Origin of the sequence: Paraburkholderia sabiae, from assembly GCF_030412785.1 — a bacterium.
Taxonomy (GTDB): domain Bacteria; phylum Pseudomonadota; class Gammaproteobacteria; order Burkholderiales; family Burkholderiaceae; genus Paraburkholderia; species Paraburkholderia sabiae.
In genome coordinates this window covers 3,709,840-3,736,255 of record NZ_CP125295.1, presented here as the reverse complement: position 1 = coordinate 3,736,255, position 26,416 = coordinate 3,709,840, and the positions used below count along the sequence as shown (strand labels likewise).

23 protein-coding genes are annotated in these 26,416 nt (G+C 62.8%); 15 read left to right on the top strand and 8 right to left on the bottom strand.

The genetic code is table 11. The features are described from left to right. Positions 1–35 precede the first annotated feature (35 nt). From gsiB to QEN71_RS16840, 5 genes are all read left to right on the top strand, one after another. Entirely contained in the window at positions 36–1,598 is a 1,563-nt protein-coding gene (gene gsiB / locus QEN71_RS16860) for a glutathione ABC transporter substrate-binding protein GsiB (protein ID WP_201648378.1), read from the top strand. A gap of 107 nt (positions 1,599–1,705) precedes the next feature. Continuing rightward, entirely contained in the window at positions 1,706–2,626 is a 921-nt protein-coding gene (gene gsiC / locus QEN71_RS16855; protein WP_201648379.1) for a glutathione ABC transporter permease GsiC, read from the top strand. 7 nt (positions 2,627–2,633) lie between these two features. Further along, complete coding sequence (gsiD, locus tag QEN71_RS16850; protein ID WP_201648380.1) at positions 2,634–3,539, top strand: glutathione ABC transporter permease GsiD; 906 nt, start codon at positions 2,634–2,636, stop codon at positions 3,537–3,539. Further along, entirely contained in the window at positions 3,536–4,594 is a 1,059-nt protein-coding gene (locus QEN71_RS16845; RefSeq protein WP_201648381.1) for a DmpA family aminopeptidase, read from the top strand. Before gsiD ends, QEN71_RS16845 begins: the two co-directional genes overlap by 4 nt. Then, entirely contained in the window at positions 4,591–5,415 is an 825-nt protein-coding gene (locus QEN71_RS16840) for a M55 family metallopeptidase (protein WP_201648382.1), read from the top strand. The genes QEN71_RS16845 and QEN71_RS16840 overlap by 4 nt, the downstream gene beginning before the upstream one ends. A gap of 40 nt (positions 5,416–5,455) precedes the next feature. On the opposite strand, the gene araH is transcribed toward QEN71_RS16840, so the two are convergent. The 5 genes from araH to QEN71_RS16815 all read right to left on the bottom strand — a co-directional run bounded on the left by araH (position 5,456) and on the right by QEN71_RS16815 (position 10,331). Beyond that, the gene (gene araH / locus QEN71_RS16835; protein WP_201648383.1) at positions 5,456–6,472 is read right to left on the bottom strand and encodes an L-arabinose ABC transporter permease AraH; all 1,017 of its coding nucleotides are present in this window, start codon (positions 6,470–6,472) and stop codon (positions 5,456–5,458) included. 77 nt (positions 6,473–6,549) lie between these two features. Next, positions 6,550–8,100 (bottom strand): L-arabinose ABC transporter ATP-binding protein AraG, encoded by a 1,551-nt coding sequence (gene araG / locus QEN71_RS16830; protein ID WP_223960163.1) that lies wholly within the window; start codon positions 8,098–8,100, stop codon positions 6,550–6,552. Positions 8,101–8,125: 25 nt separating this feature from the next. Next, the gene (locus tag QEN71_RS16825; RefSeq protein ID WP_201648384.1) at positions 8,126–9,130 is read right to left on the bottom strand and encodes an arabinose ABC transporter substrate-binding protein; all 1,005 of its coding nucleotides are present in this window, start codon (positions 9,128–9,130) and stop codon (positions 8,126–8,128) included. A 90-nt stretch (positions 9,131–9,220) separates the two neighbouring features. Beyond that, on the bottom strand, positions 9,221–10,150 hold the full coding sequence (locus QEN71_RS16820) for a Gfo/Idh/MocA family protein (RefSeq protein ID WP_201648385.1): 930 nt from the start codon (positions 10,148–10,150) through the stop codon (positions 9,221–9,223). A gap of 37 nt (positions 10,151–10,187) precedes the next feature. Next, positions 10,188–10,331: a hypothetical protein gene (locus tag QEN71_RS16815; RefSeq protein ID WP_201648386.1), complete on the bottom strand. Its 144-nt coding sequence runs from the start codon at positions 10,329–10,331 to the stop codon at positions 10,188–10,190. A 299-nt stretch (positions 10,332–10,630) separates the two neighbouring features. Between QEN71_RS16815 and QEN71_RS16810 the strand changes: the two genes are divergently transcribed. Continuing rightward, positions 10,631–12,373, top strand: coding sequence for an IlvD/Edd family dehydratase (locus tag QEN71_RS16810; RefSeq protein ID WP_201648387.1), 1,743 nt, complete (start codon positions 10,631–10,633; stop codon positions 12,371–12,373). Between the two features lie 27 nt (positions 12,374–12,400). On the opposite strand, the gene QEN71_RS16805 is transcribed toward QEN71_RS16810, so the two are convergent. Next, positions 12,401–13,129: a FadR/GntR family transcriptional regulator gene (locus tag QEN71_RS16805; RefSeq protein ID WP_201648669.1), complete on the bottom strand. Its 729-nt coding sequence runs from the start codon at positions 13,127–13,129 to the stop codon at positions 12,401–12,403. Between the two features lie 255 nt (positions 13,130–13,384). On the opposite strand from QEN71_RS16805, the gene QEN71_RS16800 reads away from it, so the two are divergent. Then, a complete protein-coding gene (locus QEN71_RS16800) occupies positions 13,385–13,624 on the top strand; it encodes a hypothetical protein (RefSeq protein ID WP_201648388.1) in 240 nt (79 codons plus the stop codon). Here the strand turns inward: QEN71_RS16800 and QEN71_RS16795 are convergent. Then, positions 13,621–14,679: an asparaginase gene (locus tag QEN71_RS16795; protein ID WP_201648389.1), complete on the bottom strand. Its 1,059-nt coding sequence runs from the start codon at positions 14,677–14,679 to the stop codon at positions 13,621–13,623. The genes QEN71_RS16800 and QEN71_RS16795 overlap by 4 nt on opposite strands. Before the next feature lie 204 nt (positions 14,680–14,883). Here QEN71_RS16795 and QEN71_RS16790 point away from each other — a divergent pair, with 204 nt between their 5' ends. From QEN71_RS16790 to QEN71_RS16765, 6 genes are all read left to right on the top strand, one after another. Beyond that, entirely contained in the window at positions 14,884–15,198 is a 315-nt protein-coding gene (locus QEN71_RS16790; protein WP_201648390.1) for a DUF4148 domain-containing protein, read from the top strand. A 304-nt stretch (positions 15,199–15,502) separates the two neighbouring features. Beyond that, positions 15,503–18,982, top strand: a complete 3,480-nt coding sequence (locus tag QEN71_RS16785; RefSeq protein WP_201648391.1) for a response regulator — start codon at positions 15,503–15,505, stop codon at positions 18,980–18,982. Between the two features lie 19 nt (positions 18,983–19,001). Next, positions 19,002–19,850 carry a CheR family methyltransferase gene (locus QEN71_RS16780; RefSeq protein ID WP_201648392.1) on the top strand — a complete coding sequence of 283 codons (849 nt, stop codon included), beginning with the start codon at positions 19,002–19,004 and terminating at the stop codon, positions 19,848–19,850. Between the two features lie 85 nt (positions 19,851–19,935). Beyond that, the gene (locus QEN71_RS16775; RefSeq protein ID WP_201648670.1) at positions 19,936–20,526 is read left to right on the top strand and encodes a chemotaxis protein CheB; all 591 of its coding nucleotides are present in this window, start codon (positions 19,936–19,938) and stop codon (positions 20,524–20,526) included. After that, positions 20,523–21,635, top strand: a complete 1,113-nt coding sequence (locus tag QEN71_RS16770; protein ID WP_201648393.1) for a hybrid sensor histidine kinase/response regulator — start codon at positions 20,523–20,525, stop codon at positions 21,633–21,635. The genes QEN71_RS16775 and QEN71_RS16770 overlap by 4 nt, the downstream gene beginning before the upstream one ends. Positions 21,636–21,811: 176 nt before the next feature. Next, positions 21,812–22,666, top strand: coding sequence for a DUF2242 domain-containing protein (locus QEN71_RS16765; RefSeq protein WP_201648394.1), 855 nt, complete (start codon positions 21,812–21,814; stop codon positions 22,664–22,666). A gap of 37 nt (positions 22,667–22,703) precedes the next feature. Here the strand turns inward: QEN71_RS16765 and QEN71_RS16760 are convergent, their stop codons facing one another. Beyond that, positions 22,704–23,876 (bottom strand): Fic family protein, encoded by a 1,173-nt coding sequence (locus tag QEN71_RS16760; RefSeq protein ID WP_201648395.1) that lies wholly within the window; start codon positions 23,874–23,876, stop codon positions 22,704–22,706. Between the two features lie 469 nt (positions 23,877–24,345). Here QEN71_RS16760 and motA point away from each other — a divergent pair, with 469 nt between their 5' ends. Further along, the gene (motA, locus tag QEN71_RS16755; RefSeq protein WP_201648396.1) at positions 24,346–25,215 is read left to right on the top strand and encodes a flagellar motor stator protein MotA; all 870 of its coding nucleotides are present in this window, start codon (positions 24,346–24,348) and stop codon (positions 25,213–25,215) included. A gap of 27 nt (positions 25,216–25,242) precedes the next feature. Further along, positions 25,243–26,226, top strand: a complete 984-nt coding sequence (gene motB / locus QEN71_RS16750; protein WP_201648397.1) for a flagellar motor protein MotB — start codon at positions 25,243–25,245, stop codon at positions 26,224–26,226. Positions 26,227–26,416 lie beyond the last annotated feature (190 nt).

The following is a 26,416-nucleotide window of genomic DNA, read 5'->3' as shown; positions in this document are numbered from 1 at the left end:
CAAGCAGTTCTCTTGCTCAGTGGAGTTTTGAAACGATGACTATGCCTCTCTTGTGTCAACCGTTGCGCCTGCGTTCGCTCGTCACGAGCGGCGCGCTGGTCTTTGCGATGCTCGCGTCGGCGGGTGCCCACGCGGCGCAGACAGCCATGATGGCCGTCGACTCGACGTTCACGACGCTCGATCCGTACGACGCGAACGACACGCTCTCGCAAGCCGTGTCGAAGTCGTTCTATCAAGGCCTGTTCGGCTTCGACAAGGACATGAAGCTCGTCAACGTGCTCGCAACGAGCTATGAAGCCAGCCCCGACGCGCGCGTCTACACGTTCAAGCTGCGCCAGGGCGTGAAGTTCCAGGACGGCACCGACTTCAATGCAGCCGCTGTGAAAGCGACCTTCGACCGCGTGACGGATCCGGCGAACAAGCTGAAGCGCTACAACATGTTCAGCCGTATCGAGAAGACGGAAGTGGTCGATCCGTACACGGTGAAGGTCACGCTGAAGACGCCGTTCTCCGCGTTCGTCAACGTGCTCGCGCATCCGTCGGCGGTGATGATCTCGCCCGCCGCGATGAAGAAGTACGGCAAGGATCTCGCGTTTCATCCCGTCGGCACGGGTCCGTTCGAACTCGTGAAGTGGGACCCGGCGGGCGATCTGACTGTCAAGAAGTTCGATGGCTACTGGAAGAAGGGTTATCCGAAGATCGACGAAATCGACTGGAAGCCCGTCGTCGACAACAACACGCGCGCCGCGCTGATGCGCACGGGCGAAGCCGACTTCGCGTTCCGCATTCCGTTCGAGCAGGCTTCGGCGCTGCAATCGAGCCCGAAGGTCGACATCGTCGCGACGCCGTCGATCATCAACCGCTACGTCAGCCTGAACACGACGAAGAAGCCGTTCGACAATCCGAAGGTGCGTGAAGCGCTGAACTACGCGATCAACAAGGAAGCGCTCGCGAAGGTCGCGTTCTCTGGTTACGCGGTGCCCGCCGACGGCGTGCTGCCCGAAGGTGTCGATTATGCGACGAAACTCGGCCCGTGGCCGTACGACCCGGCGAAGGCGCGCGCGCTGCTGAAGGAAGCGGGCTATCCGAACGGCTTCGAAACGACGCTCTGGTCGGCGTACAACAACTCGACGGCGCAGAAGGCGATCCAGTTCGTGCAGCAGCAGCTGGCGCAAGTCGGCGTGAAGACGAGCGTCGAAGCGCTTGAAGCCGGCCAGCGCGTCGCGAAGGTGGAAAGCGCGCAAGATCCGGCGACGGCGCCTGTGCGCATGTACTACATCGGCTGGTCGTCGTCGACGGGCGAAGCCGATTGGGGCATCACGCCGCTGCTCGCGTCGTCGTCGATCCCGCCGAAGCTCGTGAACACCGCGTACTACAAGAACGATACCGTCGACAGCGATCTGTCGAAGGCGCTCGAAACCACCGACCGCACGCAAAAGGCCGCGCTCTACGGCGATGCGCAAAAGCGCATCTGGGCCGACGCGCCGTGGATCTTCCTCGTCAAGGAGAAGGTCGTGTATGCGCGCAGCAAGCGGCTTTCGGGTGCGTTCGTCGCGCCGGACGGCTCGTTCAACTTCGATGAAATCGCGCTGAAGTAATCGCGCGCGTTGCGCTGGCTCCAATCTGAATGCTGATGGTTTGGTATTTTTTGGGGCCAGCGCGTTTGCTTCATGCCGCACATGTTTTTCGATAGCGGATCGCTCTCATGCTGAATTTTCTCGTCAAACGTCTGCTGGGCCTGCTGCCGACACTCGTCATCGTCGCCGGCCTCGTGTTCCTTTTCGTGCACATGCTGCCCGGCGATCCCGCGCGGCTCGCCGCCGGCCCCGAAGCCGACGATGCCACCGTCGCCCTGGTGCGCGCCGATCTCGGTCTCGACAAACCGATGCCGCAGCAGTTCGTCAATTTCTTCGTGCGCATCGCGCATGGCGACTTCGGTGTCTCGACGCGCAGCAAGCGCCCTGTCTCCGCGGAGATCGGCGAGCGCTTCATGCCGACGCTGCTGCTGACGCTCGTCAGCATGGTGTGGGCCGTGATCTTCGGCATGGCGATCGGCATCGTGTCGGCTGTGTGGCGCAACAAATGGCCCGACAGACTCGGCATGACGCTCGCCGTGTCGGGCATTTCGTTTCCGGCGTTCGCGTTCGGCATGCTGCTGATGGAAGTGTTCTCCGTGCAGCTCGGCTGGTTGCCGATTGTCGGCGATGGTTCATGGCGCAGCTACGTGTTGCCGTCGATCACGCTCGGCGCTGCCGTCGCCGCCGTGATGGCGCGCTTCACGCGGGCGTCGTTCGTCGAGGTGCTGAACGAAGATTTCGTGCGCACTGCGCGTGCGAAGGGCGTCGCCGAGCAATGGGTCGTCATCAAGCACTGCCTGCGCAACGCGATGATTCCCGTCGTCACGATGATGGGCCTGCAGTTCGGTTTTCTGCTCGGCGGCTCGATCGTCGTCGAAGTAGTGTTCAACTGGCCGGGCATGGGACGCCTGCTCGTGGACGCCGTCGCGATGCGCGACTATCCCGTGATTCAGGCCGAAGTGCTGCTGTTCTCGCTGGAATTCATCGTCATCAATCTGGTCGTCGACGTGCTCTATGCCGTCATCAATCCGACCATCCGTTTCAAGTGAGGCCTGCATGAGCACGACTGCCGACAACACCCGCACCGTCTCGTCCGCTCACGAGGAACGCGCGATCCGCACGCCGTGGAGCGAGTTCTGGCGCAAATTCCGCAAGCAGCACGTCGCCCTCGCGGCGGGCGTGTTCGTGCTGCTGCTCATCGTCGTATCGATTGCGGGTCCGCACATCGTTCCGTTCGATCCGGAAAACTATTTCGACTACGATGCGTTGAACGCGGGGCCGTCGGCCGCGCACTGGTTCGGCGTCGATTCATTGGGCCGCGATATCTTCAGCCGCATCGTCGCGGGCACGCGCATTTCGCTGGCGGCGGGCTTTTTCTCCGTGGCGATCGGCGCGATCATCGGCACGCTGTTCGGATTGCTCGCGGGCTATTACGAAGGCTGGTGGGACCGCATCACGATGCGCGTCGCCGACGTGCTGTTCGCGTTCCCCGGCATTCTGCTCGCCATCGGCATCGTCGCGATTCTCGGCAACGGCATGATCAACGTGATCGCGGCCGTCGCCGTGTTCAGCATTCCCGCGTTCGCGCGGCTCGTGCGCGGCAATACGCTGATGCTCAAGCAGCTGACGTATATCGAAGCGGCGCGCAGCATCGGCGCGTCGGACTGGACGATCATCATGCGGCACATTCTGCCGGGCACGATTTCGTCGGTCATTGTGTATCTGACGATGCGCATCGGCACGTCGATCATCACGGCCGCGAGCCTGTCGTTCCTCGGACTCGGCGCGCAGCCGCCGACGCCCGAGTGGGGCGCGATGCTCAACGAAGCGCGCGCCGACATGGTGACGGCGCCGCATATCGCGCTCTTTCCGAGTCTCGCGATCTTCCTGACGGTGCTCGCGTTCAATCTGCTCGGCGATGGTTTGCGCGACGCGCTCGATCCGAAGCTGGACCGGCCATGAGCGTTGTGTCGATGCCGCATGTCGGCGTGTTGCCTGCGGGCGATTTGGGCACGATTGCGGATGTTGGCGGCGTGACTGTCGGGCACTGCACGCTCGATAGCGGCGCGGTGCAAACGGGCGTCACGGTGATACGTCCGCACTTTCATGATCCTTATCGTCAGAAGGTGCCTGCTGCGGCGAGCGTGATCAACGGGTTCGGCAAAAGCATCGGACTCGTGCAAGTGGAAGAACTCGGCGTGCTCGAAACGCCGATTGCGCTGACCAATACGTTCGGCGTCGCGGCTGTTGCGCAGGCGCAGATTCGTGCGGCGATCGCGAGCAATCCGCAGATCGGGCGCGAGTGGTCGACCGTGAATCCACTCGTGTTCGAATGCAATGATGGTTACCTGAACGATATTCAGGCGCTTGCCGTTGAGCCTTCGCATTACCAGCAAGCGTTCGATGCGGCCGCTTCGACTTTCGAACGCGGGTCGGTCGGCGCGGGTCGCGGGATGTCGAGCTTCGATCTGAAAGGCGGGATCGGTTCGGCATCGCGCGTCGTGAACGTGGCGGGCGAGGCGTTCACGGTCGGCGCGCTCGTGCTCGCAAACTTCGGGCGTCTGCCGATGCTGACCATCGACGGCGTGCCACTCGGACGCGAACTCGCGCAACGACGCGACGCGGCGAAAGCGAAGCCGGAACAAGGCTCGATCATCATGATCGTCGCCACCGATGCGCCGCTCGATGCGCGTCAACTCAAGCGTCTGTCGATGCGCGCTGCCGCAGGTCTTGCGCGCACAGGCTCGGTGTATGGCCATGGCAGCGGCGACATCGCGCTCGCGTTTTCTACGGCGTGGACAGTGCCGCATGACAGCGACTTCGTCGCCACGCCGCCACTGCTCAACGACGCGCGTCTCGATCCGCTGTTTCAGGCATGCGCGGATAGCGTCGAACAGGCGATCGTCGATGGGTTGTGGTCCGCTACTACGGTCGTTGGCCGCGACGCGCACACGCGTCTTTCGCTGCACGACGCCGTACCCGATCTCGAACAACTGTTGAAACGGCGCACGCCATGAAAGTACTGATTTCTGTGGATATCGAAGGCGTCGCGGGTGTCGTGAATCCCGAGCAGACGCGCGCGGGCAACGGCGAGTATGAACGCGCGCGTCGATGGATGACGCTCGAAGCGAACGCGGCAATCGAAGGCGCGTTCGCGGGCGGCGCCACGGACGTGTGGGTCAACGACTCGCACGGCGGCTTTCGCAATCTGCTGCCCGACATGCTCGATGCGCGCGCTAACGTGATCTTGGGCAAGCCGCGCACACTCGGCATGATGGCTGGGCTCGAATACGCGCCGCAACTTGTGTTCATGATCGGCTATCACGCGATGGCGCAATCGCAGGGCATTCTTGCGCATACGATCAACAGCTTCGCGTTCACGCGCGTGACGATGAACGGGCGCGATGTGGGAGAGGCGGGTTTGTATGGCGCGTTGGCGCGTGAGTATGGCGCGCGAATCACACTGCTATCCGGCGACGATGTGTTCGCGGAAGAAACGAAGCCGCAGTTTCCCGATGCGACGTTCGTCGTCACGAAGCAGGCGACGGGTTATGGAAGTGGCGTGACGCAGACGCCGGAACGTGCGTGTGCTGCGATTCGTGAAGCGGCGCGCGATGTTGTGGCCAGATTTGAAGGGCTGGCCGTCGCACAACGCGTCGCGCCTCAGCCTGTCGATATCGAACTGCGCGTGCAAACTACTGCGCTTGCTGATCTGTTCGCGCAAATGCCTTCTTTGGAGCGAGTGGATAGCGTCACGCTGCGATTCACGACGCGATCCGTCGAGCATGCCGTGCGCACGCTGAATTGTCTGTCGGCGATGTCGTTTATGTTGCGCTGACCGGTCAGTCCCAACGCGGTCAGCGCAACAGAACGAAACCTCAAACCTTCCGCTTACTCCGCCGGAACTGATCGAACAGCACAGCCAGCAACAGGATGCCACCGCGAATCAGATACTGATAAAACGTCGGCACATTGAGCAGGCTCATCGCGTCCTGCACGGAACCCATGATGAGCACGCCGACCAGCACACCTGAAATCGTCGCAACACCGCCCGTCAGCGAGACGCCGCCCAGCACGCACGCCGAAATCACGCCGAGTTCGAGACCCACTGAAGTCTTCGGATCGCCGAGACTCATCCGCGACGCCAGCATCACGCCAGCAAAACCCGTCACGAGGCCTTGCAGCACGAACACCGTGATCTTGATGCGCGTAACGGGCAAACCAGCGAGCAACGCAGCCTCACTATTACCGCCAACCGCAAGCACGTTCTTGCCAAAAATCGTCTTCCGCAGCAGAAAGCCGAACAGCACGAAACCGACGATGTTGCTCCAGATCGGATACGAAATGCCGAGGAACGAGCCGCCGCCGAGATCGAAGAAGCTCTCTTCCGAAATCATCACCGCATCGCCGTTCGACGTGATGAACGCGAGGCCGCGCACCACTTCCATCATCGCGAGCGTGACGATCAGCGAGTTGATCTTGTAGCGCGCGATCAGCACGCCGTTCACCAGCCCGACCGCGCCGCCCGCGAGCACGCCCGCCGCGACGCCGAGCATCACGCTATGCGTGGCCGTAATCAGCGTCGACGCAACGACGCCCGAAAACGCGACGATCGACGCCACCGACAAATCCACTTCGCCGAGCGCGAGCACGAACATCATCGTCACGGAGATCGAGCCGATCAGGGTGACGGAGAGCAGCAGGCCCTGCATGTTGCGGCTCGTCAGAAAGTCGGGCACCGCGAACGACAGCACCGCGAACAGAATGACGAACACCATCACGATGCCCGACTTGTTGATCAGATCCCAAGTGCGTGCCGCGTGCGCGGCCGCGCCGGGCGATGCGGCGTGTTTGGCTGCCGGCTCGGTCGCCGGACGTGTGCTCGGTGTTTGCATGGTCTTCCAGTTCCGTGGTCTACGTGGTGCGTTGTTGCATCCGCCGTGGCTTCATTGCGCGCGCCAGAACGCGCGCTTCATTGCGGCAAAGCGAGTTTGATCAGTTGATCGGGCGTGGCCTGCGCCTTGGGCAGATCGCCGACGATGCGTCCTTCCTTCATCACCAGCACGCGATCCGCGACGCCGATCACTTCCGCCAGATCGCTCGATACGACGATCACCGTCCGTCCCGCTTCCGCGAGGTCGTACAGCAGGTCATAGATTTCCGCACGCGCGCCGACATCGATGCCGCGCGTCGGCTCGTCGAGCAGAAACACGTCGATGCGCTCGGCCAGCCAGCGCGACAGAATCACCTTCTGCTGATTGCCGCCCGACAACGTGCCGATCACCGTTTCGGTGTTGCGCGTCTTGATCGACAGCTTGTCGATGTATTCGCGCGTGAGGTCGCGTTCGCGCTTGCCGTTCAGCAGAAAACTCAACGGACTGAAGTGCCGGCGCGCGCTGATGTTCAGGTTGTCGGCCACCGACGCAATCGCGACGATGCCTTCCTGCTTGCGGTCTTCCGGGCACAGCGCGATGCCCGCGCGCACGGCGTCGCGCGGCGTCGAGAACGATACGGGCTTGCCGTTCAGTTCGACGTGACCTTGAGTCGGCTGCGTCGCGCCATACAGCAGCTTCATCAGCTCGGAACGCCCCGCGCCCACGAGTCCGAAGAAGCCGACAATTTCGCCCTTGCGCGCAGTGAAGGAGACCGGAGCGGAGAGCCCCGGCCCCATCAACTGCTTCGCTTCAAGCTGTACCTCGCCCGCTTCGCGCGGACGATACCCATACACATCGCGAATCGAGCGGCCGACCATGCAGCTGATCAGCCGGTCGCGATCGAGGTCCGCAACGGAGTCGAACGTTTCGATCCGGCGGCCGTCGCGGAACACGGTGACGCGGTCGCACAGTTCGTACACCTCGTCCATCCGGTGCGTGACGTAAATCACTGCGTGCCCTTGAGCGCGCAATGCATTGATGATCTTGAAGAGCCGTTCCGTTTCGCGCGCGGACAACGAACTGGTCGGTTCGTCGAACGCAATGACGCGCGCGTCGCGCATCAGCGCCTTGCCGATTTCGATCATCTGCCGCTGACCGATCGACAGGCTCTTCACCTGCGCGTTCGGATCGATCGATTCGCCGAGGCGCTCGAGTTCCGTCATCGCCCGCTTGACGAGCGCCTTCTCGTCGAGCACGCCGAAACGGTTCGGCAACTGCCCGAGCATCAGGTTTTCCGCGACCGTCAGCTCGGGCACGAGATGCAGTTCCTGATAGATGATCGCGATGCCCGCTTCGATCGCGGCCTTCGTCGTCGTGAACTTGTGTTCGACGCCGGCGAGACGCAACGCGCCCGACTGCGTCTGGTTCACGCCCGACAGCACCTTCAGCAGCGTCGATTTGCCTGCGCCGTTCTCGCCCATCAGGCCGTGCACTTCACCGCCGCGCACTTCGAACGACACGTTATCGAGCGCCACCACGCCCGGGAACGCGACGGTGATGCCGTCGAGTTCGAGATGCGTGGCGGCCGCCGTCAACGGCTGTTCAGGAGGCGCCACGTAGGCTGCCGTCGTGGCGTCATTCGCGTTCATCGTGTTTTGCATCCGTTCTACCGCGTCAGATTCCGAGTTCCGTACGCACGTCCTTCCAGTTTTCGCGCGTCATCAGCTTGCCCGTCGTCTGCGTATCGGCGGGCGGCTGCTTGCCTTGCTTGATCCAGTCGACGAGGTTCTGCGTGCTCTGCTTGCCGTGGTTCGTCGAGCTGACGGCGATCGTGCCGTAGAAGCCCGTCGGTTCCTTCTTCTGGAACTCGGCGAACGCTTCGCCTGCGCCGTTGATGCCGACGCCGATCACGTCCGAACCGGGGATATGCAGCTGCTCGGTAGCGCGCACGCCGCCCAGCACGGTTTCTTCGTTCAGCGCGAAGATCACCCACTTCTTGATGTTCGGGTGCTTCGACAGCACGGGCGACGCTGCGTTGAAGCCGCCTTCGTCGTCGGTGGTCTTTTGCGGCGCGTCGAAAATGTTGTCCTTCTTGAAGCCGTTCGCGAGCAGCGTTTCCGTCGCGCCGTCGGTGCGCAGCTTGGCCGTCGGCAGTTCGTAGTCGGTGATGCGGATCGCGCCGACTTCTTCCGGCTTCCAGCCGCGCTTCTTCATTTCATCGGAGATTGCCTGACCGACCTGATTGCCGATCTTGAACGCCGACATGCCCAGGTGCGGCACGCCCGACAGCGGCTTGCCCGTCGAGTCGACCAGCTGGTCATCCACAGTGACGAACTTCATGTTGTAGCGCTTCGCGCGAGCCTGAATAGCCGGTCCGAGACGCACGTCCGGCGGGCAGATCACGAAGCCTTGCGCGCCTTGTGCGCCGAGGTTGTCGATCGCGGCCAGCACCTTCTCGCCGTCGGGCGCGCCGATGTTCACCACCGAGAAGCCTTCCTTCTGGCCCAGAGCCGTCGCCGCCTTCTGCTCGTTGATGAACCATGCCTGTTCGGGCATCTTCACGAGCACGCCGATTTTCAGCGGCGTGTCTGCGTGCGCGGTCATCTGCATGGCGAACGGGGTAGCCAGCAGTGCTGCGGCCATCGCGGACAAAGTAAGGCGTCGAAGCTTGCGGGTCATGCTTGTCTCCTTGAACAGTCGTTGCTTGTGGTTGTTCGAATCAGCGTTAATGGTCTGAATGGGCGACCAGGTCCGGGTGTCTCTCAGGCTCTAGTCGTGAAACGGCTCGACCTCATGACGACGGCCAAGCAGGAAAGCATCGGCCACCAGCCGCAGCGGGCGCACGTCGACATCGTGTTCGCCATGCGTGATCAGCCAGTGGAACCGCTCATATAGCGACGGATATTCGCGCTCGGGTCCGATTTCGACGGGCTTGCCCGCAATCGAGAGCTTCTTGCCGCCTTCGCTCAGATGCAGCACGCCGTCCGTCGTCTTCACTTCGATTTCCCATTGCTCGACGGGACCATGACGCCAGTCGAACTCGGCGCGCACGGGCACGCCCGCTTCGTCGATGAAATCCAGATCAGCGGCAATCGGCGTCTGCACGTTCGCGGGCACCGAGAGCGCTGCCTCGCGCAGCACGATTTCGCGCGGCAGCATGTGCGTGATGATCGACAGCGCATTGATGCCCGGATCGAACACGCCGAGGCCCCCCGGCGTCCAGATCCACGCCTGGCCCGGATGCCAGCGGCGCACGTCTTCCTTCCAGCGCACCTGCACTTCCTGCAGCGTGCGCGACGCGAGCCATTCGCGCGCCGTTTCGACTGCGGGCGCATAGCGCGAATGCCACGTCGCGAACAGCGTGCGGCCAGCGGCGCGCGCCATGGAACGCAACACTTCCACTTCATGCACGCTCGCGCCAGGCGGCTTTTCGAGCATCACGTGCTTGCCGGCCGCGAGCGCAGCGCGCGCCTGATCGAAGCGCACTTGCGGCGTCGCACACAGCGAAATTGCGTCGAGTTGCGGCTCGGCTGCGAGCATCTCTTCGATCGTCTTGTAGTTGCGCACGCCCTCGACCTGCGCATTGCGGCTCGCGCACGCAACGAGTTCGAAGCCGTCGAGCCCGGCGATAGCGGGCAGATGCTGGTCGCGCGCAATCTTGCCGACGCCGACGATGCCGATAGAAAGTTTGGTGTTCATATAGTGGGCGATATAGCTTCGAGGGACTAACGGATTGTTAGCGGCCCCAGCGTAACGCAAGCGCATGTGCTTCGCGCGTGAGTTCGCATGAATCGACGCGAGCGGTATCCGGCATCGTGTCGACCTGCAGACCGAGCCGCGCCGCGAGCGATCCGAAGAAGCTTGTGCCCGAATTTGCCACTATTTGAGACTCCTCAGTTTCACCGCGCAGCCGATACGCCAATCGACGAATTAGCCAAACTATATGCGTGCCGAAGAAACGTTGTGATTGGTGTTTTCCCCCATGCAAAGCGTCCAAAAGTCATTCTATTTGTCGTCCTCAGTGTCACGAACGGCTGATGACGGCGCACTACGTACCCGCTATTTAAGACATTCGCCGCGCGATAGGATTTTCAAAAGTTTGCTTGTAAGTCCCAATAGACATTGCCAGATGCGACGCATATAGTCTTACTATATTTGAACAAAACTGAACGAGACATCATGAGCGACCAACCCCGCAAGCTGCGCTCCGCCGCCTGGTTCGGCACCGCCGACAAGAACGGCTTCATGTACCGCAGCTGGATGAAGAATCAGGGCATCCCCGATCACGAATTCGCCGGCAAGCCGATCATCGGCATCTGCAACACGTGGTCCGAACTGACGCCGTGCAACGCGCACTTCCGCAAGCTCGCCGAGCATGTGAAGCGCGGCGTGTTCGAAGCGGGCGGCTTTCCCGTCGAATTCCCCGTGTTCTCGAACGGCGAATCGAATCTGCGACCCACGGCCATGTTCACGCGCAACCTCGCGAGCATGGACGTCGAGGAATCGATTCGCGGCAATCCGATCGATGCCGTCGTGCTGCTCGCCGGCTGCGACAAGACCACGCCCGCACTGCTGATGGGCGCGGCCAGTTGCGACGTGCCCGCGATCGTCGTGAGCGGCGGACCGATGCTCAACGGCAAGCACGAAGGGCGCGACATCGGCTCGGGCACCGTCGTGTGGCAGCTGAGCGAACAGGTGAAGGCGGGCAAGATTTCGATTCACGAGTTCATGTCGGCGGAAGCAGGCATGTCGCGTTCGGCGGGTACATGCAACACGATGGGCACGGCGTCAACGATGGCCTGCATGGCGGAAGCGCTCGGCGTCACGCTGCCGCACAACGCGGCGATTCCCGCCGTCGATTCGCGCCGCTACGTGCTCGCGCATCTGTCGGGTATGCGTATCGTCGAAATGGCGCTGCAAGACGTGCGGCTCTCGAAACTGCTCACGCGCGAAGCGTTCGAAAACGCGATCCGCGCGAATGCGGCGATCGGCGGTTCGACGAATGCGGCGATTCATTTGAAGGCGATTGCGGGGCGCATCGGCGTGAACCTCGAACTCGACGACTGGACGCGCATCGGGCGCGGCACGCCGACCATCGTCGATCTGCAGCCGTCGGGCCGCTTCCTGATGGAAGAGTTCTATTACGCGGGCGGTCTGCCCGCCGTGCTGCGCCGGCTCGGCGAAGCGGGGCTGCTGCCGCATCCCGATGCGCTGACGGCAAACGGCAAGTCGCTGTGGGAGAACTGCATCGACGCGCCACTCTACAACGACGAAGTGATCCGTCCGCTGGATAAACCGCTGCGCGAAGACGGCGGCCTGTGCGTGCTGCGCGGTAATCTCGCGCCGAACGGCGCGGTGCTCAAGCCGTCGGCGGCGACGCCTGCGCTGTTGAAGCATCGCGGCCGCGCCGTCGTGTTCGAGAACTTCGACGACTACAAGAAGCGCATCGCGGATCCCGAACTCGACGTCACGGCCGATTCCGTGCTCGTGATGAAGAACTGCGGCCCGAAGGGTTATCCCGGCATGGCCGAAGTCGGCAACATGGGGTTGCCGCCGAAGCTGCTCGCGCAAGGCGTGACGGACATGGTGCGCGTGTCGGACGCGCGCATGAGCGGCACGGCTTACGGCACGGTGGTGCTGCACGTGGCGCCCGAAGCGCGCGCAGGCGGACCGCTCGCTGTCGTGCGCAACGGCGACTGGATCGAGCTGGATTGCGACTCAGGCCGCCTGCACGTCGATATCGACGAGAAGGAAATGACAGCGCGTCTCGCCGAATGGAAGGAAGCGCAGCAGCGCAATCCCGCCGACGCGAGCGGCTATCGCAACCTCTACATCGACCATGTGATGCAGGCCGATCAGGGCTGCGACTTCGACTTTCTGGTGGGTTGCCGCGGCGCGGAAGTGCCGCCGCATTCGCACTGAACGCGAGGCCGTTTTAGACGCGGCCGATCAGGTCAGACTGTGCGAGCCGATGCCGAGAATCGTATCGGCGTCGGCTCGCGCGTGTTCGAGCTGCACGAGGCTTGCCTGACGCGCCGCTAGCGCATCGCGATTCAGGATCGCGGTGAGAATGGCCTTATGGCGCGGCAGCGACAGCGCGTGCGTGTCGGGATGGCGGCTGGTCAGTTTGATCGACTCCGATAGCGCCAGCGACATCATGTTGCCGATATACGCGAGCATGTCGTTATGCGTCGCGGCCATGATCGCGCGGTGAAATTCCAGGTCCGGTTCGAGCAGATCGCCGGCGCTTTGCGCGTGCTCCATGCGGTCGTACGCGGAGCCGATGCGCGCGAGGTCTTCATCCGTTGCCGCCGTTGCGGCAAGCGCGGCCGCCGCCGGTTCGATGATGCGGCGCACCGTCATCAGCGACAGAAAGAACTCGCCTTCGGGAATGCTGTTGAGCGTCCAGTAGAGCACATCGGGATCGAGCATGTGCCACTCTTCCCGCGGCCGCACGACACTGCCCACGCGCGGCTTCGACACCACCAGCCCTTTTGCCACCAGCACGCGCGTCGCTTCGCGCAACACGGGACGGCTTACACCATACTTTTCGCACAGCGTCGCTTCGGCGGGCAGACGCTCGCCCGGCATCAGCCTGCCGCTGACGATTTCGATACCGAGTTCCTGCACGATCCGCGCATGCAGGCTTTTGCGTTTCTGAAGATGCCGGTAGTCCATGATGTATTTGTTGTGGCCGTGCGAATGCGGATAGCTGTACCGTTGCGGGCTGTGCAAGCATAGCATGTGGCGCACGCGCCGCCTCGCCCTTTAGCGCAGCACCCAACGCCGGCATTATCGCGCTTGTCTCATGTCGCAAAGGGTGCGCTGCGCCGCAATGGGTTCGCTTTTTGCTTGATCGCCGACGAGTTGGCTGCTTTACTCGAAACGAACCCGGAACACCCCGCGCATTCACTTCGACATGGACCAACGGCAATGAAGCTCAAACCGCTACTTTTGCTGGTCGTATGCGTGGCGGCGGTGAACGTCGGAACGGCCGCCACGCGCGACGAACAGACCAGGGCGTGCAAGCACGACGCGATCAAGTTCTGCGCGATCCATATCCCGAACAAGGAGAAGATCGAAGCCTGCATGAAAGAACACTACGACAAGCTGTCGCCGAAGTGTCAGGCGATGTTCGATCCTCCCGACAGCGACAGCCAGTCGTCCAGCTAGCGCGCCTCGTTCACCTTGACGAGCGGCACGGCGACGTCGACGCGGCCGGTTTTCAGGCCGACCGTGTTGCGCATGTCACGCAGACGGAAGGCATCGAGCGCGCGATGCTCGGCTTCTCCGCCGATACCGAGTTGCGTCAGCAGTTGCGAAACGATCGCATAGAGGATCGACGTGTTGCCGTCTTCCACCTTCACCGCAATCCCGAGCGCGCCCCGCGCGCCGAGCTTCGCAGTCTGCGCCGACGCGCGCACGCCGATCGCGTAGCTCGCATCTGCGCCGAGCTTGCCCACCAGCGCGCCTTTGTATGCGCTCATCAGCGCCGTGCAGAAGCGCCCTTCGCCCGCGACCATCTCGGGATGCGCCGTCATCGCGCGATAGATGCGCGCGAGCGCAGCGTCTCGTTGCGCGTCGGCGGAAGCGTGTCCGTCGGCGGCACGCGCGAGCTTCATGTAGAGGCGCGCGAGACGATCGAGCGGGAAGGCGGGCGTCGGCAGATTGCAGCCGTCGACGGCCCATTGCACGTCGTCGGCGGGCAGATCGCAGGCTTCTGCGACCGCGCGCTTCACGCGCTGCTGCAACGGATGCTCCGGCAGATGATAGTCGGCGAGCGTCACGCCGAGCGCTCGCGCACCCGCCAGCATTCCCGCATGCTTGCCCGAGCAGTTGCTGCACACAGGGCCCGGCAGGAAATCGCGTTTGATCCACTCGCGGTAGACGGCATCGGAGATGGGCGGATGACCGCCGCAACGCAGATCGCCTTCAGTAGACTGGGACTTCGCGAGCATGCTGCGCGCGCGTTCGATATGCCGCGCTTCGCTGCTATGCGAGGCGCACATCAGCGCGAGATCTGCGTCGTCGAAACCGAAACGTTCGAGCGCGCCCGTCTCGACGACGGCGAGCGCCTGCGCCGGCTTGGCCGCCGATCTGACCAGCGTGACGCGCGACGGCTCGCCGCACGCGTACAGCAGCCGCCCCTCCGTATCGACGACGGCCACGTGCGCGATATGCGTGTTCTCGACGACATCGCCGCGATAAACGGTTGCAGCAACGGACATCCGAGTCTCCTTTCCAGTCGTGTTTCGATTCTGTATGCGGAAATTGCAGTACATGTCCGCCGGATTCTACAACCCTGGCAGGCGCGATCCGTGCGTGTCGGGTACATTGGACTTCCCGGCACAGTTTGCAGAAAGCCGGGTTGAATCCGACTCAGGCCGCGCAAGCGGAATCGATCGCAAAGCTTCTACGACAGGAGAACGGAAATGCATATCGCCAGAAAACTGATCGTCCTTCTCGCCGCGGCCTCGCTAGGCATCGGCGCGGCTGCGCCGGCGTTTGCGCAGAACTCGGACACGTCAGGCGGTACGGACGCAACGGGCGCCGCCACGACGCCCGCAAAGCCGACCAAGCAGCAGAAAAAGCAGGCCCGCAAGGAAGCACGTGCGAAGAAGAACGCCGAGTTGAAGAAGCTCGAAGACGCGGGCTATCAGCCTGGTCGCTCGAATGACCCGAACTACCCGCAGGATTTGCAAAACGCGCAGAAAAAGGCAGGCGTCGGACAAGGCGCGAGCCAGTAAAGCATCGTTCGATTTTCGGTTCGACCGGCCGCACGCAGGCATTTTCGGCGTGCGGCTTTTTGTTGTTTGCTGCTTTTTCTCCGCGCGTCTTCGTCGCTGCTCACAGCCCGCTACTTCAGCGTCCATTTACACGAATCCATGACGCTGTGTGATACTTCCAACGCTTGTCCATACAACGAATTGCAGCGCCACGTATGGACATCGCCGTGCAATCGCACATTCCGGCTACAACTACAGACGCCAACGCTTTTTCAAGTCAAAAATGCCGAATCCATCGCTTGATTCACGCGACAGCGCAGAAAAAATGACCGCTGTCGCCGCTGTCGATCAGATCAGTTTTCGCCGCATCATTCGCCGCAATATCGCGTTGCCGCTGACGCTCGGTGTCGTCACGATGGCAGTGTTCGTCGGCTTGATTGCGTATCTCGTCAACACGATGAGCTGGGTCGAGCACTCGGAGCGCGTGATCGGCAACGCGAACGAAATGCTGCGCCTGGCCGTCGACCGCGAGTCCGCGCTGCGCGGCTTTCTGATCACGGGCGACGAGACGTTCCTCGCGCCGTATCAGCTTGGCCAGCCGCGTTTCGAAACGGAAGTCGATACGCTGATGGAGCTGGTCTCCGATAACCCCTCGCAGGCCGATCAGCTCAAGCGAATTCGCGGCGTGCAGCAGCGCTGGGACCAGTTCGCGCAGGAGATGATCGATCTGCGCCGGCGCAATCTCGACTACACCGACGCAGTGAAGAGCGGGCGCGGCAAGATCGAATTCGACGAAACGCGGCGGCTGTTCGGGCAGTTTCTGACCGTCGAAGAATCGCTGCGCCAACAGCGCTCCAGCGACACGCGCAACGTCACGGCCATTCTTGTCGGCGTGTTTCTGCTCGTCAGTCTGTCGATCAGCGGTGTGATCGCGTGGCGCGGCCGGCGCGATCTGCTGAACCTGTCCGAATCGTATGACGGCGTGCTCGGGCGTCAGGCCGAGCACACGGAAGTGCTGCAGCAGCAGGTGTGGCTGCGCTCGGGGCAACGCCTGCTGGCAGAGAAGATTGTCGGCCAGTCGAGCCCGCCTCTCGTCGGCCGCGCGATCCTCGATTTTCTCGCGCAATATCTCGACGTCGTGGTCGCGGCTCTGTACGTGCGCGACCGTGCGACGAGCAGCCTGAAGCGCATCGCCACCTATGGCTTCAGCGAGGAAAGCGAACAGGCCACACGTTCGTTTCGCGAAGCCGAAAGCCTGGTCGGCCAGGCAGCCGCATCGCGCCGCACGCTCGTGTTGCACGACGTCCCCGACGACTACGTGAAAGTCGTGTCGGGCACGGGCATGAGCCCGCCGCGCAATCTCGTCGTGCTGCCCATCGAAAACGACGGCATCGTGAACGGTGTCGTCGAAATGGGCTTCATGCGCAATATCGCGCCGCGCGATCACGAGTTCCTGCAACTGGTCGCCAACAGCATGGGCGACTTCATCGAAGCGGCGCTGTATCGCGAGCGCCTGCAGGATGCGCTCTCCGAAACGCAGCAATTGAATGAAGAGCTTCAGGTGCAGCAGGAAGAACTGCGTGTATCGAACGAAGGTCTCGAAGAACGCGGGCGCGCGCTCGTCGAATCGCAATCGCGCCTCGAAGCGCAACAGGCCGAACTCGAACAGACGAACGTGCAGCTCGAAGACTACGCGAAGCGTCTGGAGCGTCAGAAGTCCGACCTGATCACCGCGCAGAACGAACTCGAAGCGAATGCCGCGCGGCTGGAGCAGTCGAGCCGCTACAAGTCCGAGTTTCTTGCGAACATGTCGCACGAACTGCGCACGCCGCTGAACAGTTCGCTGATCCTCGCGCGTTTGTTGCAGGAGAACCGCACGGGCAATCTGAGCGACGAGCAGGTGCGCTACGCGGAAACGATTCACGCGTCGAACAGCGATCTGCTGGTGCTGATCAACGACATTCTCGATCTGTCGAAAGTGGAAGCCGGACAGATCACGATCGACAGCGAACTGGTGCCCGTCGATTCGATGCTGCAATCGTTGCGCGAAATGTTCGAGCCAATGGCCGCGACGAAGCATTTGCAATTTACGGTTGAACGCGCGCCCGGCGTGCCCGAGACGATTTTCACCGATGGTCAGCGCGTCGCGCAGATCCTGCGCAATCTGCTGTCGAATGCGCTGAAGTTCACCGAGCACGGCGAAGTCGCGCTGACGGTTGCAGCCAGCGACGCCGACACGCTGCGCTTCGACGTGCGCGATACGGGCATCGGCATCGCCGCCGACAAGCTCGAACTGATCTTCGAAGCGTTCCAGCAGGCCGACGGTTCGACGAGCCGCCACTACGGCGGCAGCGGCCTCGGCCTGTCGATCTCGCGCGAATTCGCGCGGCTGCTCGGCGGCCGCGTGAGCGTGGCGAGCGAACCCGGCAAGGGCAGCGTGTTCACGCTCTGGCTGCCGTTGCAAGGCATCACTGAAGCACCTGTGCACACGCCGCCGGCACAGACACATTCGCATGCGCCGCTGACGCAACCCGCGCGCACGCCGTCGCCCGTGATCGAACCCATGCCCGCGGCTACGGGCAGCGCGCCCGCTTCGATCGCCGACGACCGCGACACGCGCAGCCACGAAAACCGCCTGATTCTCGCGATCGAAGACGACATCGCCTTCGCCGAAATCCTGCGCGATCTCACGCATGAACTCGACTTCGATTTCGTCCATGCCGCCGACGGCACGACGGGTCTGACGCTCGTGCGCGACATGCAGCCGACGGCCGTGCTGCTCGACGTCGGCCTGCCCGACCGTTCGGGGCTGACGGTGCTCGAATGGCTGAAGAACGATCCCGCGACGCGCCACATCCCGATTCACATCGTCTCCGCGACGGACCACGCCGAAAAGGCGCTGCATCTGGGCGCCGTCGGCTACACGCTGAAACCGACCGCGCGCACCACGCTCGAAGCGGCGATCCGGCGGCTCGAAAGCCGTCTGCAGCAGCGCATGAAGCGCGTACTGGTGATCGAGGACGACGCCGCGATGCGCGAGAGCATCCGCGCGCTGCTGCAAGGCGAGACCACGGAGATCGTCGCCGTCGCGACGCTCGCGGGCGCGCTCGAACAGCTATCGTCGACGCTCTTCGACTGCGTCGTGACGGACCTCGCGCTGCCCGATGGCACGGGTTACGATCTGCTCGAACAGCTTGCCGCCGACGTCACGCATCAGGCGATGCCCGTCATCGTCTACACGGGCCGCATGTTGTCGGGCGACGAAGAGCACCGGCTGCGCCGCTACTCGAAATCGATCATCATCAAGGGGGCGAAGTCGCCGGAACGTCTGCTCGATGAAGTGACGCTGTTCCTGCATAGCGTCGAGTCGTCGCTCGCGCCCGAACAGCAGCGCATGCTGCGCACGGTACGACAACGCGACAACCAGTTCGAAGGGCGCACCATCCTGCTCGCGGAAGACGACGTGCGCAATATCTTCGCGCTGTCGCACGTGATCGAGCCGCTCGGTGCGACGCTCGAAATCGCGCGCAACGGGCGCGAGGCGCTCGAAACGCTGAACAGCGGACGTGAGGTGGATCTCGTGCTGATGGACATCATGATGCCGGAGATGGACGGCCTGACGGCAATCTCGCACATTCGCCGCGACCCGAGCTTTGCGCATCTGCCCATCATCGCGCTGACGGCGAAGGCGATGGCGCAGGACCGCATGCGCTGCCTCGAAGCGGGTGCCGACGACTACATCTCGAAGCCGATCGACGTCGACAAGCTGATCTCGCTGTGCCGCGTCTGGCTGCGGCAGCGCTAGCCGCGAGGAACCGCACGTCATGGGCCGTTTCACGTACGACGATTCGCCGCAACGTCTGCACGATTTCGACATCGAGCTGAAGCTGCTGCTGGAAGCGATCTACCTGAAGTACCAGCACGACTTCCGCCATTACTCGATGTCGTCGTTGCGGCGGCGTCTCGGGCAGGCGCTCGAAGAATTCAGCGTCACGACGCTGTCGCAACTTCAGGACAGGATCATGCGCAACGAGACGGACTTCGTGCGCCTGTTCCACTACCTGACGGTGCAGGTCAGCGACATGTTCCGCGATCCGGCTTACTTTCTCGCGCTGCGCACGCATGTGCTGCCCGTGCTGCAAACCTATCCGTCGATCAAGGTATGGGTGGCGGGATGCAGCACGGGCGAAGAACTGTGGTCGCTGAAAATCCTGTTCGACGAAGCAGGTCTCACCGAACGCACGCTGTTCTACGCCACCGACATCAATCCCGACGCGCTCGCGCGCGCCGAAGCGGGCATTTACGCGCTCGACCGGATCGCGGGCTTCACGCGCAACTATCTGGCCGCGGGCGGCACGCGTTCGCTCGCGGATTACTATCACGCGGCGTATAGCGGCGCGCGTTTTGCGGGCTCGCTGAAAGAGCGTGTGGTGTTCGCGGATCACAGCCTGTCGACAGACGAAGTGTTTCTCGAAGCGCATCTCGTGTCGTGCCGCAATGTTCTGATCTATTTCGACCGCGGCTTGCAGGACCGCGCGCTGGGACTGTTCAAAGACACGCTGGTGCGGCGCGGCTTTTTGGGGCTCGGCAGCAAGGAGAGCCTGCGTTTTTCGACGCAATACGATGCGTTCGACGAGTTTCGCGAGCGCGAGCGCATTTACCAGAAACGCTAGACTGCACGCACTTTCAACATCGAACGATCGATCGACGCGTATGGACACATCCAGCCGACCTTCTCCAACGGGCGACGTCACGCCGATGGAAGCGCGCGCGTTCGAAGCGATCGCGATCGGTGCGTCGGCGGGCGGCATCGAATCGTTGAGCGTGCTGCTGCCCGCGCTGCCCGCGTCGTTCGACATCGCCGTGCTGATCGTTACGCACGTTCCGCCCCATTCGCCAAGCTGTCTCGCCGAAACGCTCGGCTATCGCTGCGCGCTGACCGTCGCCGAGCCGGATGCGGGCGAGCCCGTCTTGCCGGGCCGCGTGCATCTCGCGCCGCCCGGCTATCACATGCTGATCGACGACGACCGCACGATCGCGCTGTCGATCGACACGTCGGTGCGCTATTCGCGGCCGTCCATCGATGTGCTGTTCGCATCGGCGGCGCACGTCTACCGCGAGCGGCTGCTCGGCATTCTGCTGTCGGGCGCCAACGGCGACGGCGCGCACGGCCTCGAAGTGATCCGCGCGCTGGGCGGCCTCGCGTGGGTGCAGGATCCGCAAACCGCTATCTCCGCGACGATGCCGCGCGCGGCCATCGCACGCGGCGCCGCCGATGAAGTGCTTTCTCCAACCCAGATGGCCCGGCGCCTCGCCGGTTTGCCGCCTCACACTAGAACCATGACATGAGGAATTCACCCGTCAACATTCTGATCGTCGACGACATCGCGCATAACATCACGGCGCTCGAAGCGCTGCTGGCGCGCCCCGGTGTCGAACTGCTGGTCGCGAACTCTGGGACGGCCGCGCTCGACCTGCTGCTAAAGCACGAAGCCGCGCTCGCGATTCTCGACGTCAACATGCCCGGCATGAACGGCTTCGAACTCGCGTCGCTGATGCGCGGCAGTCCGCGCACGTCGCACGTGCCCATCATCTTTCTGACGGCCACGACGGAAGACTCGTCGCGCACGTTTCGCGGTTACGAAGCGGGCGCGGTCGACTTCCTGCACAAGCCGTTCGATCCGCGCATCCTGCAATCGAAGGTCGATGTGTTCGTGCAGCTCGAACAGCACAAGCGGCAACTCGCCGATCAGCTGCTGACCACGCGCCAGCTGCTCGAAGCGAACGAAATGCTGATGGCCGTGCTCGGCCACGATCTGCGCACGCCGCTCGGCACGGTGCTCGCGTCGGCGGAATATCTGGTGCGCAATGCACCCGACGACCAGGCCGCGACCGTCGCGGGACGCATCAGAAACAGTTCGCTGCGCATGTCGCGGATGGTGCATCAGCTGCTCAATCTCGCGCGGCTGCAAGGCGGCCGCATGCAATTGCAGCCGCGCGCCAGCGAACTCGCTACGCTCTGCCGCGGCGTGATCGAAGAGTTCGCCACGCACGATCGCGCGGGCCAGATTGCGTTCACGTCGCGCGGCAATACGACGGGCAACTGGGACACGGATCTGCTGTGGCAGGCCATTTCGAATCTGATCAGCAACGCGCTGCATCACGGCGAGCACGACAGCCCGATCGCCGTCGACGTCAACGCCGAGGAATCGAACCGGCTCAAATTGACGGTCAGCAATCGCGGCGCGATTCCGCCCGCCGTGCTGCCGCATCTGTTCCAGCCGTTCGGATCGAACAATGCGGGCGAACGGTCGCGCGAAGGGCTCGGCCTCGGGCTGCACATCGTGCACAAGATCGTGCACATGCACGGCGGCAAGGTGTCGGGCAAATCGGACGATGTCACTGGCACCGTGTTCACCGTCGAACTGCCGCGCACGGCGCAAAGCTGGGTGAGTTGAAATAGTTCGTAAGAGACGGTGCAGCGGCGCGCGCGCCTTGTGCGGCATGGGCGCGTGTCCGCGCCCCGTTTTGCGCGCCGCCTTGCTGCACAACGGTGTCTGTCGATGTAATAACGGCTTGCCATCAAACCGCACTACAATGCTTGCCGTCCGATCCCGTTGTCCGCCTCTTCATCATGTTCAGCCGCTCCTCCCGTGCCGCTCTCGCGTTGACCCTGCCTGTGCTTGCCGCGCTCGGCGCGTGCTCGACGCCGCCGAAAGCCAAACTGCAGGAAGACTTCGTCAGCAGCAGCGCGAGCCCGTACACGCGCACGTTTCAGGTGACGAGCACGGAAGCCTGCGAAGGCGCGCGCCGCGCGCTGCTGAGCCAGGGCTACATGACGACGCTGGTGCGTCCCGATACCGTCGACGCCAGCAAGAATTTCCAGCCCGCCAGCGACTCGCATTTCACGGTCGAATTCCACATCGTCTGCACGGCGGGCGACGATGCGACCAATAGCAGCATCGTCTACGCGAACGCGGTGCAGAGCGGCTACGCGCTGAAGAAAAGCGATACGTCGGCAAGCGTCGGGCTTAGCGTGCTCGGCTCGCTGTCATTGCCGATTCGCCAGAACAACGACGCGATGGTGAAGGTTTCCAGCGAAACCATTCAGTCGGGCAAGTTCTACGACGGCTTCTTCAATCTGATCGGCCATTATCTGGAGAACGTGGTGCGCAGCGCGCCCGTGCCGGGCAACAGCGTCGAGACGACGCAACTGCCTGCACCTGCTCCCGCGCCGTCGCTGGTGGTCTCGCCGATGACGACGACGCCCGGCGGTAATCCCGCGCCTGTGATCATGCCAGCGCCTACGCCTGCGAAAGAACAGGCCGCTCCCGTTGCTGCGCCGACGCCGATTGCATCGGTTGCGCCTGTTTCAGGCGCAACGACTGCACACGACCAGGCTGCTGCTGCAGCCGCGGCGGCGCTGCTCGACGATGTGCCTGCCGTTGCCGCATCGCCGGCGTCGGGGGCGGCTGCTGTGTCGCAGTGATCGGCGTGCATTGAACCGTCCTCGACGCGTCAGCAAATCAGTCGTCGTGAGGCGGGCTTTCGGCGTGGTCCGTGTCGGCCGGTCCCCAACCGGAAATGTTCAGGTAGTAGCGGGTCGAGCGGCCGCCGCCGACCTTGCGCAGCAGCGCCATATCTTCGAGTTCGATGAGCTCACGCGACGCCGTCGCCCGCGACGTACCGCCAATGCTTTCGTACTTCCGGGTGCTCATGCCGCCTTCGAAGCCGTTTGGACCGGCATCGAGCAGAAGGTTGACGACCTTGCGCTGTCGCGCCGTCAGCACCTTGTCCTGATGGCTCATCCAGAACATGGCTTTCTCGAGTGACGCGTCGATCACCTGGGACGCTTCTTCGCACGACACGCGCACCTGTTCGACGAACCACAGAACCCACTCCGTCACATCCAGTCCACCGTGCTGCGCGCGCTCCATCTGCTCGTAGTAGTCGCGCCGCTTGTCCAGCAGGCGCTGCGAGGTGCGGATCAGGCGGCTGGTCTCACCGTTGTCGCGCGCCAGTACCAGGTCGATGAGCACCCGACCGACCCGGCCATTGCCGTCTTCGAATGGATGAATCGTCTCGAACCACAAATGAGCCAGCGCGGCTTTGACCAGATTGTCGTGCTCGGTTTCCGCGTTGAACCAGTCCAGGAACGCCTGCATCTCGGCCGGGACCTGCGCGGATGACGGCGCCTCGTAATGCACCCGCTCGCGTCCGACACGCCCGCTGACGATCTGCATCGGCTCCGCATGCTCGCGGTAAGCCCCGACGAGAATTTTCGTCATGCCGGAATAGCCCGTCGGAAAGAGCGCTGCCTGCCACGCAAACAGACGCTCGTGCGTGAGCGGCGCCTCGCGTTGCTGTACCGCGTCGTCCATGATGTCGAGCAGACCCTCGACGCTTCGCGGCGCGTTCGGGCCGTCATGATCCCCGACACCGAGTCGTCGCGCCACGGACGAACGCACAGCGGTGAGATCGATGCGTTCGCCTTCGATAGCCGCCGTCGCTACGGCATCCTGACTCCACGCCTCGGCGGCGAGTTCGAGGCGTTGCTCGAAGCCGAGCCCTGCCAGCTTGCCTTCCACGATCCCGTGAGCGCGATGCGCACGGGCCAGTTCGCCGCCGACGCGAACCGCGTCGTAGTGCATGCCGGGCCATGAAGGCGCTTTCCAGATGAGCGATGTGGTAGGCGGCATGGTGTTGAAGGCGCGTTGAGGCGTTTGTGGGATCATTCGACTCATACGATGAGTCGAATGACAGTGTATCCGACTCTGAGTCGAATGCGCACCTAATCGCCTCAAACCATGAGTCGATTGGACGAACAATCGCCTCACCGCACGACCTACCCGACGTTCGGTCGACGTAGAAACAACCGACACATTCATTTTCCCCAAACGCTAAAGATTTCAGTGATTTTGCCGATCGCGAGCGATTATCTGGTTTAAATCGATACCGGTAAAAACATCGCGGGTAAAAATGTCCGAATCATCGATCGAAATCGAATCGATAAAAATATTTTCCTGATTGGGCTTTGCCCGCACTTCAGCGCAGCGTCTCTCCAGCCGTTACCACCTTCACGGAATTAACAAAACGGTACGCAATTCGTGCAGTAAAACCTGCCGATTCATCCGCGTGCCGTAAGTGCTCAAAATTGGAGAGAAGTCCATGTTTGTCGCTATTGGTTGGCTGCTGGTTATCGGCTCGGTGATCGGGAGCTTTATTGGCGTTGGCGGCCATTTGCCCGCGCTGGTGCAGCCGTTCGAACTGCTGTGCATTTTCGGCGCGGCAATCGGCGCGTTCGTCGTCAGTAATCCCGTTTCGGTGCTGAAGAAAACCATCAAGGCTTTGCCCGCATGTTTCAAAGGCGGCGCGTATTCGAAAGAGATTTATCTGGAACTGATTGCGCTGCTTTATGAGCTGCTTCAAAAAGCGCGTAAGGAAGGCATGATGGCGCTCGAAGCCGACGTGAATGCGCCGGAAGAAAGCGCGCTGTTCCAGAAGTATTCGCACGTTCTGAAAGATCATCATCTGCTCGATTTCATCGTCGATTATCTGCGGATGATGTCGACGGGCAATGTCAACGTGCTCGAAATGCAGGATCTGATGGACGAAGAGCTGGAAACGCATCATGCCGAGTCGTCGGTGCCCGCGAACGCGATCCAGAAGATGGCTGACGGCCTGCCCGCATTCGGCATCGTCGCGGCCGTGATGGGCGTCGTGCACACGATGGGCTCCGTCGGCGCGCCGCCTGCCGTGCTCGGCGAGATGATCGCGGGCGCGCTGGTCGGCACGTTCCTCGGCATTCTGCTCGCGTACGGCTTCATCGGCCCGGTCGCCGATCTGCTCAATGCAAAGGGCCGCGCGGAAGCCAAGCCGTATCAGTGCGTGAAGGCTGTGCTGCTCGCGTCGCTGTCCGGCTACGCGCCGCCCGTCGCCGTCGAATTCGGCCGCAAGGTGCTGTTCACGGCAGACCGTCCGAGCTTCCAGGAGCTCGACGACGCCGTGCGCGCCACCAAGATGCCGAAGTCGGCCTGACGTTAGCGAGCCAGGAAGGAGAACGGCATGGCCGAAAGACGACCCCGTGGCGAAGAGGCGAGCGAGAAAGCCGCGCCCGTGATAGTTCGTCGCTCGAAGAAAGGCGACGGACACGGCGGGCACCACGGCGGCGCATGGAAGATCGCCTACGCGGACTTCGTGACCGCGATGATGGCCTTCTTCCTGCTGATGTGGCTGCTCGGCTCGACGTCGAAGTACGACAAGCAGGGCATCGAGGATTACTTCAACACGCCGCTGTCGAGTCTGCTCGGCGGCAACGAAGGCACGGCGGCTGCGCGTCCGAACGTGATCCAGGGCGGCGGCCGCGACATCTCCGACACGCGCCCCGGCGACGGCAAGAAGTCGCAGCAGGAACCCGCACGGCCGACGCTCACGCAGGCGACGATGGCGCCCAACGATACCGCGGGTCTCGAGCAGCTGAAAGCGAAGCTGTCGGCGCTGATCGAAGAGACGCCTGCGCTGAAGGCGTTCAAGGATCAGATCCGCATCTCGATCACGAACGAAGGCCTGCGCATCGAGATCGTCGATTCGCTGAAGCGTCCGATGTTCGCCACGGGCAGCGCGAAGCTGCAAACCTACGCGGTGTCGATTCTCACGCAGATCGGCGCGGCGCTGAACGATGTCGACAACCGCATTTCAATTGCGGGCCACACGGACGCCGTCACCTACGCGAACGGTCCGGCGGGCTATTCGAACTGGGAGCTGTCGTCGGAACGCGCGAACGCGGCGCGGCGCGCGCTGGTCGCGGGCGGCATGCGCGAAGACAAGCTATTGCAGGTGCGCGGTCTCGCGGACGTGCTGCCGCTCAACGCAAACGTCGCCGACGAACCGACTAACCGCCGCATCAGCGTGCTCGTGCTGAACAAGGCCGCCGAGCAGGCGTTCTTCCGCGACGGCGGACGCACGTCGATCGACGAAGCGCTGCCCGCCAGCGACGCGATCCCCGGCATGGTGTCGAAAATGAAGGTAAGCACGCGCAGCGCGTATTGATGCGTTGTAGTGTGTTCGGCCGCATGCTTCGAAAGGGCATGCGGCCTTTTTTTGTTCTGAGCAAACGCGCTATATGTGCCGCGACTCGCCGCCGCGAACTCACGCCGCACTTCGCAACGATGCCGCGCGCCGTTTCGCCCGGCGACACATTCGCGTCATCCGATGCCGCAGCCGCGTTCCGCGCCGGCTT